The following is a 13,784-nucleotide window of genomic DNA, read 5'->3' on the forward strand; positions in this document are numbered from 1 at the left end:
CACATGAAAGTAGAAGATATGCCTTCCTGAGTCAAATTGCAATTATGTCCCAACGAGTCCCGATCTTTTCAATAAGGCGTCCGGTTTTGGATCCCGACCTTTGAATCGTCTGTAGAGCACACTCGGATGCTCGCTTCCTCCCGCGGATAGGACGTTTTTCTCAAAGGAGCGAGCAGTTTCCTGATCAAAAATTCCTTTTTCTTGAAACAATTCAAACGCATCGGCATCTAATACCTCGGCCCATTTGTAGCTGTAGTAGCCAGAAGAATAACCCCCTTGGAAGATGTGGGAGAAGCTTGTGCTCATCAGTGTGCGAGGCACTTTTGGCAGCAAATCGGTTTTTTTCATCACCGCTTCTTCAAACTCAGCGATGTCGGAGATCGATTCCGGATTGCTGCTGTGGTAAGCCATGTCCAGCAGCCCAAAGCTGATCTGCCGCAACGTCATGTAGCCCTGTTGGAAATTCGCGGCATTTTTGATCTTTTCTATCAAGTCTGCAGGAATCGTCTCTCCCGTTTGATAGTGCTTCGCAAAGAGATCCAGACATTCTTTTTCGTAGCACCAGTTTTCAAAAATCTGGGACGGAAGCTCCACAAAATCCCAGAAGACGCTTGTGCCGGAGAGGCTTTCGTAAGTGCCCTTGGCCAGCATGCCATGGAGCGCGTGGCCAAACTCATGGAATAGCGTCGTCACTTCGTTGAAAGTCAGAAGGCTGGGCTTGCTTTTGGTCGGCTTGGTAAAGTTGCAAACGATAGAGACGTGAGGTCGGTGATCTTCTCCGTTTTGGACGTTTTGACCGCGGTAGGAGGTCATCCAGGCACCGTTTCTTTTTCCAGTTCTTGGGAAAAAATCCGCATAGAATACCGCCAGATGATCTCCGTCGCGATCTTTTACTTCATAGGCGGAGACTTCCGGATGATAAACCGGGATGTCGGAATTGGGGACAAAGGTGATCCCGAACAGTTTTTCCGCAGTCTGGAAAACGCCATCGATGACCTTTTCGAGTTGAAAGTAGGGTCTCAGCAGCTCATCATCGAGCGCATATTTTTCTTTCTTGAGCAGCTCGGAATAGTAGCCAAAATCCCAGCGCTCGAGGTTTTCCAGTCCGTCTGTCTTCTTTGCATAATCGGCTACTTCCTGGACATCAACTTCGGCCTTTGGCTTTGCTTTTTGCAGGAAGGACTCCAAGAAATCCATCACGGCTTTTGGGCTTTTGGCCATTCGCTCCTCGAGGACAAAGTCTGCATGGGAAGCATAGCCCAGCAGATTCGCGCGCTCGTGACGGAGTCGGAGCAGCTCTTTGATCGTTCCTTGATTGTCGAGCTCGTCGCCTTTTGCCGATTTGGTGTTGTACGCCAGATAGAGCTTTTCTCGCAATTCCCTGTTTTTAGCATACGTCATCGCCGGCACGTAGCTGGGGTAGTCGAGCGTAAAAGCCCACTTTCCGCTTTGCCCTTTTTCTTCCGCGATTTGAGCAGCGGCTTCTTTGATACCATCAGGCAGTCCGTCCAGTTCTTGCTCATTATCTACAAAGTGGACGTACTTGTTGGTTTCTGCGAGGACGTTCTCGCCAAATTTCAAACTTGATTGCCCCAGTCGACGGTCAATCTCACGGAGCTTGGCTGCGTCTTCAGTACTCAACTTTGCACCGTTTCTGACAAACGATTTGTAGGTTTTCTCCAATAGCGTAGTCTGCTCAGCGCTGATCGAGAGGGAATCCTTTTCTTCAAAAACATGCGCTACCCGCTGGAAAAGCTCTTGGTCGAGCAGGATGTCGTTGGAGTGTGCAGTGAGCAATGGAGAAATCTCACGAGCTAGCTTCTGGATTTCGTCGTTGGTTTCGGCCGAGTTGAGATTGAAAAAAATAGCTGAAATCACTCCAAGCTTTTTACCGGACCGGTCCAGCGCCTCAATGGTGTTTTCGAACGTCGGAAGCGGTTCGGCTTTGATCTTCTCAATATCTGCCTTGGCCAGTTGGATGGCTTCCGTGACGGCAGGAAGATAATGTTCGGGTTGGATGAGTTGGAAAGGAGCGGTATCAAATGGAGTGGCGAAATCAGCCAAAAGCGGGTTTGTCATGGGATTGGGTAATCGTTTGAATACTTAATTCGGAGCAACCCACTTTGGTTCGAGGAGGTGCCCCACTTTTTTCATTTCAGCCTCCAATTTACCGATTTGTTCGGTAAAGCTTTCCAGCTGCCAAGGGTGGAAAGGTGTGTTTTTTGACTCTTCCAGGGATATTCGATAGGTTTCAAAATTCCCAAGACCAAAACTTGCTTCCGCCCGGTTGACTAAAATCCAGTATTTCTGACTGTTGTAGTATTCCTGGAGTTCTTGTCCGTCTTTGGTGCCGTCGTTGATGAGTGCCTGATCGTTTTTTTCTTTTTCCTGAATCAGCTTCCAATCCCGGTCGCAGAGGTAAAGCACCCTCGTCCAAGTCCGCTGCGCGAAAATCAAGTCAGCGATTCGGTCTTGGTCATTTTTTGCCAGATTGGAGGTGGCATGATAGAGCAGCGTCATCGCGAGATTGATGCCATTGTAGCGGTTGTTGAGCAAATAATAGCTTCTCTGGTAATATAAAATGGAGTTTTCCAGATGCTGATCACCTTCGCCGCATTCGTAGAGTTTTTTCTCCACCGCACCAGCCGAGGAGACCGTTTCGGGGTCGTTTGAAGTGTCCAGATGGATGGATTGAAGCAGTTCCAGTGACTCATAGAGCGCGCTGAGCAAGTTTGGCTGGGCGGCTTTGTAGGTGGTAAAAGCCAATCGGTGAATGAGGTACGTGTCTTTTTGGGCAGAGTTTGTGCTGGAAAGCATCACAGCAGTCTGAAAGAGATTCTTGGCTTTGGCATAGTCCTTAATTTCAATTGCATCTTCTGCCTCCTGAATGATCAGGGAAAGTGCTTTGCCAATTTCAGGCATCGCTTCTTTTTTCTCAGATTCTACTACGGCTTTTTCGATTTGCTCCTGGAGTTTGGGTGGAATCAGTGAATTGAGGTAGGTATAGACTGGGCTATCGGCTTGATTTTTTTCCAAAACAGATTGAATCACATTGCCCAACGCACCTCTGAAGCGCTCCACTTCCTCATAGTCTATTGCATCACCAAGGTGCTGATAGCTGTGGATCACCACGTGGTTGAGATCGAAAGGATACATCAGTTTATTCTCTGAAATCACAATCGTCGTGAAAGGCCGGAGTGCGTGTCGGACTCCGAGCTCATAGAGCGCATTGGCATTGAGGGTCGAGAGATCGGCGATCACCAGATCGGCCTGCAGCAGCTCCTGATACATCTGCACATCGATGGAGCCGGAGTGGGTGATCTCATCGGCCCGGACACACTCGATTCCTTTGGCCTCTACCACAGGCTTGATCAGGAGGCGGTAGGACTTGTTCAGGTCTAGCTTGCGTCCGTTGATGTAGTCTGTTTTGATTCCAAAACCCATGACGACGAAGCATCTTTTTTTGTCGTTTGCCATAGCGAAAAAATTAACTTTTGTGAGTGAAGGTTATTTGCAAATATTCTGAAAGGTAAAAATTTACAGAAAATTCCAAGCATCGAATTTTGCACGGACGAAATCTAATGAGCCTTCAAAGAAAAAGCCCGGAGAATGTGTCTCCGGGCTTGATTTTCAATCTTCAATACAAGTCAAAATCGCAACTCATCTCGTCCATCCCGATGGGTGCTCCATCGGGAGTACTGAGGGTTTGCTGCGGTGTCCATTCTTCGGGCAAATCCAGAAAAGCTTCGATCTTGTCGTGCAGGTATTCTCTGTGAGCGAGCAGTACGCCGCTGCCGCTGGTCATGTCGCTGATTTTATCCAAATGCATTCGGGTGATCGCCCGGACGGTCTGCGAAGCGTTTGCGTCTTTGGAAAGTTCGAGCAGTCGATCTGTCAATTTAGCCTCGGTCATGAGTTTGATCTCACCTTGCAGTCCCCCTGGAAGGGAAGCTGAAAACACTTGTGCAGTGATTTGATCCAAGACTGACTGGTAGCTTGGAAGGCTTTTGTCCTGCAGATTTTGCAGATAAATCCGGTTGACACGGCCGCTTTCGAGCAGGAAGCCGAAGGTCGCGTCCACGATATTTTCGGCGGGTGCGATGGGATCAAAAGTTGGTCCTGTGCGGGAGGGGAAAGTCTCCCGGTTTCTCCCGTAGCCATAAGGTCTCGGCGGTATCAAAGCCAGTACGTGGGCGGGTACTTCAAGCTGTGCTGGGGAAATAGTGGTCAATAACGCGCTGAGTGCTTCATTTTGATCTTTCGCAGGAACCCACTTTTGCTCGGGCTGATTGTCTCCTTTGATCTTGTAGGTGTAGTCCAGACCGCCGATCACCTTGCTGGTCGCTTCCAACTGGTAGCGGTGCATCAAGTACAGCGGGACAAAGACCTCTTCCAACAAGGCTTGGGGTTCTCCTGTTTTGATAGCGTTCAGCCCAAAGGATTTCATGCGGTTTTCTCTCAACTTAAGCAGTCGCATCAGTTCACCGGATGCGGTGGCGCCATTGTCCCAGAGGTGGGAGCGGGGATGTACGCCGCTTGGATTTCTGGAGTCTGAATCCGTGATGAACTCAAAGCCGGCAGCGTAGGTGTCTTCCAAAGTTTTCTTCAGAAAATCAGCTTCACTCTGTCCTGCGGCAGGCGTTCCATAGCCGTATTTGATGGCCCATTTGTCCCACTCACCGATCTTCAGGTCGTAAGCCTGGCTGAGGTCGAGTTTGCCATCTGCTCCTTCAGTAATGAGCGGATGGGGATAGTCCATCACGGATGACCGGTTGTTGGGAGAAGTAGCATAGCTGTGCGCTACACCGATTGTGTGTCCGATTTCGTGGGCAGATAGCTGCTTCAGCCGGTCCAAAGCCAGCTGCATTGCCTTGGGATCCGCAGGTTTGCCTTCTTCGAAAGGTTGCAGCAATCCCTGAGCGATCAAGTAATCCTGTCTTACCCTCAAAGATCCCAAGGACACGTGCCCTTTTAGGATCTCACCGGTCCTCGGGTCTCTGACGCTTGATCCATAGGACCAACCTCTCGTCGAGCGGTGTACCCATTGAATCACATTGTTTCTGACGTCCATCAGATCCATTCCTTCTGGAGCCAGCTCCACGCGAAAAGCATCTTTGAATCCAGCTGCTTCAAACGCCTGCGCCCACCAGTTGCCTCCTTCGATCAGCGCGGACGCGACCGGCTCGGGAGTTCCTCTGTCGAGATAGTACACAATCGGCTCAACCACTTCCGAGACGGCTGCAGTTGGATCTTTTTTCTCCAACCGATGTCTTGAAATGAATCGTTTGATCAACGGCTCGTCGATCGGAGTAGTGTAATCCTGGTAGCTGATCGAGAAAAATCCGCCTCTCGGATCAAATTCGCGCTTGGTGTACAACTCCGGAAGCTCGATGAATGAATGTCTCATTCGTACCGTGACCGCTTCTGCCGTCGGAGTCACGGATCGCAAGTTGCCGCCGGCACCGGTGCCGGTCAGGGTGATGGTAGCTTCTACTTCCGTGTTTTGGGGGAAATTTTTGGTGGTCGGGAGATAGAGGCCGGATCTGCTCGCTTCCACCCGATAGCTGCCTTGGCGTGAGCGGGTGAGTGTCTCTGCTACGCCGTGGGCATCTTGCAGATAGAAATTGGTGGCGTCCACGATTAGCTTTTCGCCATCTTTTTGGACGACTTCAAAACCCCAAAGTACGGATTCTGCAAAAGCATCTTGAATCGATTTGGCTTCGTAGGGATTGTCGGTGTAGGCTCTGAAGCCGAGGTTTTTGTGAACCAAAAAGACTTTGTTTCCGGTCTTGCGAAACTCGACCAGTCTCTCGTCTCCAAGTTGGCCCCTGTCCAGCCCAATGTCATTGGAGCCGACACCTGCAGTCAGGGAGTTGACGTAAAGAAATTCCTTGTCGAGATTGCTGATTTCAAGGTAGATTTTGCCCTTTTCCTCATCGAGGTAAAAAGGCACGAATCCGTCATTTTTGCTCATTTTGCTCAAAACCAGGCTTTGGGAGAAACCGGAAAGAACACAAAGCATCAAAAAACAGAATGAGAGTAGTGGTTTTTTCATAGGGTATTTTTGTCTTGTTCCAAATTATCAAAAAGCAGAGGGACTTCAGCACCACTAATGGAAAATCACCGAAGAAAATATCGAATCATCAACGCAGTGTCCGTTTGCTTCGACCCGTCAATCGCCTGAAGGCCACTGCTGATCTCATCCCGGTCTGTGTAGGAAGTGCGGGAAAAGCGCAGGTAGGCAGTCAATTTTGGTCTGATTTGGTATTGACCGAGCAGATAGTAGCGCATCCCCTGACCTGAAAAGGCCGGGATCGAAAAAGTCCACAGCACGTTGTTTTCGAACGCGTAAAGCCGGTTGTCATAGGTTTCTGTATCGAAAAGCGCCACTCGGCCGGTCAGTCGCCATTTATCTTTCCCATACTGTACATCCTGAAGGATCATAAAGCCGTGGGTGACGTCGCCCTGGATGTCGACTCGACTGATGAGTATTCGGGAGCGAAGGAAGAGATCTCGGGTAAGCTGGGACTCCAGGCTCAGCAGTCCATTCAGTTTCTTGACTGGCTGGACGTAATAGGGCAGGGAAGACTCTCCGGTGTCGCTGAGATTCCTGTCTTTTTGCTCTTGGCGAATTTGGGCAAAAGCGGTCAGGTTTCTGGTCGGCTGGTAGCTGACGCGGGCGAGCCACTCGTAGCCTTGTGAGGGCGCGTAAACGCGGTATTTCAGCCAGGGAAACTTGAAATAATCGTAATAGGCATTGATTTTCCAGCGCTTGTCTGGTTTGATCTGGATGCCGAGATAGAGGCCTTGCTCATTGATGGGGCGGGTGTTCTCAGCAAATCCGGAGGCGTAGAAGCTATGGAAATCGCGGTCATATTTTCTCCAAAGCAAGGAGAGGTCAACTTGCTTGCTCAGACTGCTCACGAAGCCCAACACGGTTCCGCTGCCACCACTTTGAGCGACAGCGGACTCTCCAAAGAGAAAGAAGTTCCGCCAGTTGTAGTTGAAATATAAGCTAGAGACGAGATTGCTTTGGCCGGCAAATTCAAATCGGTTATAGATCTGTGCTGATCGAATCCAAGGTCTGTCAAACTGGGTGAAAAGGGAGTTGGCTCCCAGTTGAAACTTTCCCGAAGGATGAGAGTATTGCACGTTTCCACCCAAATTGGATTCCTGAAATTGATTTTTGGTAGCCAGTTCGCTGCTGGTACGATGTAGTCCGGATTGATTAAGCGTGCTGATGATTTCACTGGCGTCGAGGGTATCCAAAGAAACCGAGATCCTGCCGTCGCGGGTGGCATGGGATGCAATCAGAGACGCTTGCCAGTTTTTAAATTGCCGCGTCACGCCGATTCCTCTGAAAAAGCCGAATTCCATCGCCGCCGTGTAGGGCAAGATGCCGATGCTGCTTCGTCTGACCGTAGGCACTGTTTCTGAACCTTTCCCCAGCGTATAGCCAGCGCCAAATATCAATCCCTGCCCAAAAGAAGCTTGAAAATCACCCAAAGCGATGGTTTTCCATTTGCCGACAAAGTAGCGGGTGAAGTGAAAGGAAAGAAAGTTGAAGCCATAGCGGGCAGTCTTTCCATCCCAGGTGAAGGGCTCTCCGGCGTCTTTGTCCAGGGTGATCCCCATACTGAAGTCTCGTGCGTGCTGAATGCGGAATCTCAGGTACACGGTGTTTGGATCGCCAAGATATCGGCTGGAGATGGTTCCGGTGCTACTGGTGTCAGCGGGTGTGAATCCTTTTCGGGTTTCCCAGGTGCGCTGATGACGGAATAGGATGTAGGCTTGCTCCTCGCTTTTGACCCGATCCCAAAACCTCCTGCTTTTTGCCCCTGAATCGCCAATCGTGACAAATGGGAGCAGGCTCTCTATCGTCTGTACATCAAACTCCGGAATGGCTTGGAGCTCATAGATCGATAGCAAATCGCCGAATTCATTTCTGTAATCGATTAAATTGCTGATTTGCGAGGGATTCAAAAGGTAGGTGGCCTGGAGGATTTCCGCGTCGGCCCGGTTGACGTCGATGGGATTAAGGTAAAGCTGGAACAGCACCTCGTAGATCGATTCGTAGTCCAGATCCTCTTCCTGGACTGGGAAAAGCCGCTCCATAAAGTTTTCCAAGTCTATTGGCGTCTTTGGTGGACTTTGGGAAAAAGTCCAAAGAGGGAAAAGGATAAAGAGGAGGATACCGGGGATCGCCTTCATTTTTCACCGAGTTTCATGACCAAACTCAGATGATGCGTGCGTCCGAGAGAAGTGTTTTGACCATAAGCATAGTCAAATCCGAATTGATTTTTTCTCATACCCAACCCAAAGCTCAGCCGACTGGGATTACTGCTGATGCCGGTCCTGAGGTAGATCCAGTCTCTCAGTCTATATTCTATCCCGGCTTTGAACACCGGATCGATTTCGATGTCTTTCTCAACTTCAGCCTGGATTCTCAGCGATTCACTCGGAAGATAGGAGATGCCCAGTTGAACTGCCGTTGGGAGTCTTTGCTCGCTGTTGTTGCTGATCTTTGCCTGATTGAGGTTGGAAAAGTTTGCCCCAAGGAAGAATTTTGGCCCGAGCTCTGCGACTCCTCCGAGCGAAAAAATCAAGGCGTGACCGGTACCAAACCCTTCGATTTGAGTTTGAAACCAGTCGATCTTTGCTCCCAGACTGACGATCCCCAGCGTATTTGAGAACCCCAGTCCGATCAGCTGCTGGTTGAATAGCTTTCCTCCAAACCTTGAAAGACCGAGCCCCAGGGTCCCGAAGTTGTTTTTCCATCCCACAGCCAGATCCACTGTACTCAATTCGGAGATGCCATATCGGTGGTCAAACCCGGCAGAGATTTCGGTTTGCTCGAGCCGATCGAGCGCACCGATGTTGTTGAAGTAGGTCCAGGCATCGGGGAGGATGACTTTCGCACTTCCCATCCCTTGACTCCGGGCTCCATGAGCCTGGGAGAGCGGGTCGGTCTGGGCTTGGCTGATAGTAATAGCCCAAAACGAGAAGCACAAAAAAAATAATTGCTTCATCAGGTTCGAGGAAAAAAAACGCTGAACCTAATTTAGTTAAAAATTGAAACTAAATAAATGAATTTCAGAAAATTAAAACGGAGCCCTGAAGTTGAAGAAGAAGTTTCCTTCTCCCTGATTGTTAAGCGAATACTCGAACCTTAACACCATGTCGTAGATAGCGACGATATCCAGACCCGCGCCATATCCAAACAGGTATTTGTTGGCAAGTCGGGCGTTTTCGGGGATCTTGTTCCGGTCTGTCACACCTCCATGATCGAAGTTTGCGCTCAGGTAAGCCCTAAAGGGAACGGTACTGAATTGGTCCAAAGGCATAAATCTTGAGATGTCGAAAGACAGATCAAAGAGCTTGTAGCGAAGGCTGTTTTTCTGCACATAGAGCTGCTGCCCTTCGATCACGTTTAGTTCATATCCGCGGATGAAGTTGGGTGAATAGCCAATCCCTCTTACCAAGGTGTAGGGCTGCTGAGGACTCAGAAACCACACCCCAGTCAAGCCGGCTGCGTAGTGGAACTTGTCACTGATCGGAAAGTACTTGTTGGCAACGAGATTGACTTCTACTTCGTCGAGATCTTCGGTGAAAAAGATGCCGTACTTGGTGGCCGTGATCTGGAGAAGCTCTCCTTGGGTGGCATAAGCGGCAATGTTCCGGTTGTCATGACGGAAGGAATACTGAAGAAAGAGGTATCGCAGATTATTGTTTTCGGGGTTTTGTAGATAGGCCGGATTCTCGACCAATACTTCCGGGTTGATCCAGGTATAATTGTATCCAAGCGTAAGGAAGTGATAGTTGTAAAAGGTCCTCCTGTGTGTGTATCGCAGTGCTGTGGAGAAATTTTTGCGCAGCACAGCCTCTGTTTCACTGGTGTAGAAAACCTGCCGGTTATTTTCAGATTTGATGGGAATCGTCTTTTGATCAGCATAGGTCAGCTGGACGGCAAAGCCATGCTTTTGTTTCTTGTCGATGTAAGGCTTGGAATAGAGGATGTCGAGTCCTTTGGTGAAGCCCATCTGACCTGAGAATCGCAGCTTTTCGTTACGGCCTCCCACGTTGCTGTGGCTGAGTTTTAGTCCGAAATTGACACGTGACCAATCTCTTCCCTGATTCGTCCACCATTCGGAGAAGTTTCTGTCTGCCAGCTGGAAGATGACCGAAGGCAACACGTACCAGCGCTCTTTGACAGAGATCAGGACTTCAATTTCGTTCTCACCTGTAAAGAGCGGCGTGACTTCCACTTCCGTAAACAGCCTCAGGTTATAGATCTTTTGCTGATCGGCCTGGATGATCCCCATGAACGTTTCCCAGTCGTAATAGAAGTCGGTCGAGAAGTCCAGTTCCCGGAGGATGACGCTTTTTTGCGTCTTCACGTTTCCGATGATGAAGATGTTATTGACCCTGACGCTGTCGGGAGTGGGAGGATTTACCGGCTCAAGTGTGGTGTCTTGCGCCCTGATCTCTCCGATGCTCACCAGCAGGGTAAATAGTGATAGGGTGAGTATATTTTTAAAAAGAGAAATCAAAGGAATTGTTATTGAGTAATTTTGGTTGCAACTCAGCGTACCTGGCCAAAAGGTATGACAAAGTTTTACACCGATGAAAAAGATAGCCATATTTCCTGTTTTGGTCTACCAATATCTGATCTCTCCGCTGTTGCCGGCTGCCTGTCGATATACACCTACCTGTAGCCAGTACATGATCGAGGCAATCAACAAACACGGCGTGATCAAAGGGGGGCTGTTGGGATTTAAAAGAATCGGCCGATGTCATCCCTGGGGAGGACATGGCCATGATCCGGTTCCTTAGATCTTTTCCGGCTGGATTCCTTTTTTCAGCGCCAATCCAACGAGTACAAATCCGATGATAACCAAGGGTACACTCAGGATTTGACCCATGTTGAACTGCATGGATTGCTCAAAATCCACCTGAACTTCCTTCAGGAATTCCCATACAAACCGCATCCCAAAGACCGAAATCAGGAAAAGTCCCAGCAGCAAACCGTCAGGAAGTCTCGACTTGTATTTGGCCCACAGCGCAAACAGGATCAGGAAAATAACAAAATAGGAGAGTGACTCGTAGATCTGAGTCGGGTATTTGGTTCGTCCGAAGGTTTTCACCTGGACGAGGTAGCCATCAGGCTGCTCGGTGATTTCGAAATTGAGCGGAGTTTCTACGGACTCGGCGAGGTATTCCTTTGAGGATCGGAATTGAGTCAGGGCATATTTGATATCCCGCTCCAGGATGTTTGACAAGTCTTCTTTGGAGAAATTCCCCTTGTTGATCTTCAGCTCAAAGTTCACCGGCACGATCCCATTACCCTTCATTTCTCCGGCTCGATCTTCAGGTTTATACGCCTCGATTGACTCAATCGGCACTTTGAGCGTCTCCAGAATTTCTTCACTATCCCGAGCAAAGACAAATCCGCTGTCCGTTCCGGTGTCTTTTCCACCGATCTCAGAGTTCATCAGGTTTCCAAACCGGATCAACGCGCCAGTCATCGCCGTGACGATCACGATTCTGTCCACCACCCAGAGGTAACTTTGCCCCGGAGTCCTTTTGGAATAAAGCCAAAGTGCCAGCAGGATCGCGATGGCAGCGCCGTGAGACGCCAAACCGCCTTCCCAGACTTTGAGGATGTCGATTGGATTGCTGAGGTATTTCTCAGGCTCGTAGAAAAGGACGTGACCTAATCTCGCACCGATAATGGTCGCCAAGACCATGTAGATCGTCAGCTTGTCAACCAGCGATTCGTCCTGCCCCTCTTTTCTGAAAAAGTAAACCATGAATTGTTGGGAGATGATAAAGCCCAAGGCAAAAAGCAAACTGTACCATCTTAGTCTCTCAAATCCGGCGAAAACCGCCTGATTGGGATCCCATACTACATAACTCAGAAAAGATTCAAGCATAATGTCTGATTAGAATTGGTCTAATTGTTCAAGTTCTTCGGCAAAACCTCCCGACAAGATCGGAAAGCGATACCAGGTTTTTGGGTCGACGTTGAATTCGTCCAGGTGAAAAGACGGAGCCAATCGCTCCCGCTTCCATTGGTTTCGCGACCAAAGTCGGAAGAATTTTTTGATATAGTCCTTCAAGATGGATTCTTCGATCTGGAGTTCTTCTTTCAAGATGAGGAAAACATCCAGCGGAGATCGCTTATCGCGAATCGCTTGTCGCTCGATTTCCAGCAGCACCACGTAGGGCATGAGATCCTTTTCGTCGGTCTGAGTGCGCTCTAGAGGACGCAATTCAGCGGTCGGGGTGAGTGAGTTGACATACGAAAGTCCCGGGCGGTTGAGGTTTTTCTCGGCCCACTGCAGCCAGTGGAGGACAAAGTGCTTGTCCACTGCGGCGATGGGAGATATACTGCCGCTGGTGTCGCCGTCCATTGTGGCATAGCCGACGTCTCCCTCACTTCGATTGGAAGTAGAAAGCAAAAGCGCATGGTTGATATTGGCGAGCATCCAAATGATGGGCGATCGGGTACGCGCTTGGATGTTTTGAAGCGTAATGTCGTCCTGCTCCCAAGTCAGCTTCCGGCCGATTGCCGTCTCGATTTTGTGAGTGTAGGAGGCAACTTCCTCGTCGATTGTCCACGAGTAGAATTTCGCACCAAGGCTTTCAGCCAAGGCTTTGGCGGAGTTGAAGGTGTCACCAGAGGAATTCTTTGTTCCCTGATAGGCGGTGGTTAACAGCTCTCCGACGAGTTCTTTTTCGGGATTTTCGGTTTTGGGAGAAAAAGGAATTCCCAGTTTTGTCACAAACTTTTCCAATCCCAGCTCGGCAATTCCCCTTCTGACCATCTCGGCAACCAAAACGGCGATTGTCGAGGAATCTGCTCCTCCCGAGAGCGAGAGGACAAACCCCTTGCTTTTGCTTTTCCGCAAGTAGTCAAAAAGTGCAAGCGTAGAAGCCTGGACAAACTCCCATTCCTTGGGCTGGACCGGAGCGATTTCTTGTTTTTTGTTTTCCAGAGAGAAAGTAAAAAGCTGGAAGTCCTGGAAGGAAAGCAGTTGATTTCTGGACAGGAGTTTGCCGTCTTTTGCCAACAAAATCTCTCCGTCAAAGATCATCCGACCGGCTTCATTTCCCAGTAAATTGACGTAAGCATAATAGCAGCCAAACAGCTGGGAGCTATTTTCGACCAGTTCCTTGCGCTCTAGTGACTTGCCCATTGCAAAATGCGAAGCGCTTGGGTTCAAGATCAAGTCGACTTTTCGCTTGCAGAGACGGTATCCGGGCCGAGTATCGCCCCGCCAGGCGTCTTCGCAGATTTCGAAACCGTAGTGGATGTCCTTGTGCCGAAAAGTCAGGTCACCAAATGGAACCGTTTTACCCTCAAACTCAAGATCAATGACCTGATCTGCAAGCCAGGGAGTAAACCATCTGAATTCGTAATGTACGCCGTCTATGGCCAGAAACTGTTTGGCTACAATGCCTTTCAGTTCAGCGTTTTCGATCACGGCGACGGTGTTGTAGACTTTGTCCTGAATCCTGACAGGAAGTCCGACGGCCACCGTGATGTCCACACAATGCGGGATGAGTTTTGCCAGTTGGGTGAGCGCTTTTTGGGGATACCAATAGCTCAGAAACAGATCCTCGGATCCGTAACCGGTGATTGCCAATTCGGGAAAGCAGAGGATTTCGACTTGCTCTGATTTTGCCTGGTCGAGTGCGCTCAGAATCCGCCCGAGATTACCTTCCCAGTCCAGGGAAGTTTGATTGACGGTAGCACCTGCTATTTTGATCTCAGCCATAGT

At 49.4% G+C, this 13,784-nt stretch carries 9 protein-coding genes; 1 reads left to right on the forward strand and 8 read right to left on the reverse strand.

The window, feature by feature from the left end:
* Nucleotides 1–42: 42 nt before the first annotated feature.
* The 6 genes from G459_RS0102140 to G459_RS0102165 form a co-directional block, all read right to left on the reverse strand.
* On the reverse strand, nucleotides 43–2,079 hold the full coding sequence (locus G459_RS0102140) for a M3 family metallopeptidase (RefSeq protein ID WP_026966161.1): 2,037 nt from the start codon (nucleotides 2,077–2,079) through the stop codon (nucleotides 43–45).
* Between the two features lie 24 nt (nucleotides 2,080–2,103).
* The gene (locus G459_RS0102145) at nucleotides 2,104–3,477 is read right to left on the reverse strand and encodes a tetratricopeptide repeat-containing protein (protein WP_026966162.1); all 1,374 of its coding nucleotides are present in this window, start codon (nucleotides 3,475–3,477) and stop codon (nucleotides 2,104–2,106) included.
* 160 nt (nucleotides 3,478–3,637) lie between these two features.
* Nucleotides 3,638–6,055 carry a zinc-dependent metalloprotease gene (locus G459_RS0102150; RefSeq protein ID WP_026966163.1) on the reverse strand — a complete coding sequence of 806 codons (2,418 nt, stop codon included), beginning with the start codon at nucleotides 6,053–6,055 and terminating at the stop codon, nucleotides 3,638–3,640.
* Between the two features lie 65 nt (nucleotides 6,056–6,120).
* Nucleotides 6,121–8,211 (reverse strand): ComEA family DNA-binding protein, encoded by a 2,091-nt coding sequence (locus G459_RS0102155; protein WP_026966164.1) that lies wholly within the window; start codon nucleotides 8,209–8,211, stop codon nucleotides 6,121–6,123.
* Nucleotides 8,208–9,029, reverse strand: coding sequence for a PorV/PorQ family protein (locus tag G459_RS0102160; protein WP_026966165.1), 822 nt, complete (start codon nucleotides 9,027–9,029; stop codon nucleotides 8,208–8,210). The genes G459_RS0102155 and G459_RS0102160 overlap by 4 nt, the downstream gene beginning before the upstream one ends.
* Before the next feature lie 72 nt (nucleotides 9,030–9,101).
* A complete protein-coding gene (locus G459_RS0102165; protein WP_157373254.1) occupies nucleotides 9,102–10,640 on the reverse strand; it encodes a BamA/TamA family outer membrane protein in 1,539 nt (512 codons plus the stop codon).
* Between G459_RS0102165 and yidD the strand changes: the two genes are divergently transcribed.
* Nucleotides 10,624–10,833 carry a membrane protein insertion efficiency factor YidD gene (yidD, locus tag G459_RS0102170; protein WP_026966167.1) on the forward strand — a complete coding sequence of 70 codons (210 nt, stop codon included), beginning with the start codon at nucleotides 10,624–10,626 and terminating at the stop codon, nucleotides 10,831–10,833. The genes G459_RS0102165 and yidD overlap by 17 nt on opposite strands.
* Here the strand turns inward: yidD and G459_RS0102175 are convergent.
* Nucleotides 10,830–11,933: a prolipoprotein diacylglyceryl transferase gene (locus G459_RS0102175; RefSeq protein WP_026966168.1), complete on the reverse strand. Its 1,104-nt coding sequence runs from the start codon at nucleotides 11,931–11,933 to the stop codon at nucleotides 10,830–10,832. The two genes, yidD and G459_RS0102175, sit on opposite strands and share 4 nt — an antisense overlap.
* A 9-nt stretch (nucleotides 11,934–11,942) precedes the next feature.
* Nucleotides 11,943–13,781: an NAD(+) synthase gene (nadE, locus tag G459_RS0102180; RefSeq protein WP_026966169.1), complete on the reverse strand. Its 1,839-nt coding sequence runs from the start codon at nucleotides 13,779–13,781 to the stop codon at nucleotides 11,943–11,945.
* Between the last annotated feature and the right edge of the window lie 3 nt (nucleotides 13,782–13,784).

The sequence above is a fragment of the Algoriphagus terrigena DSM 22685 genome, from assembly GCF_000429445.1.
Lineage (GTDB): Bacteria > Bacteroidota > Bacteroidia > Cytophagales > Cyclobacteriaceae > Algoriphagus > Algoriphagus terrigena.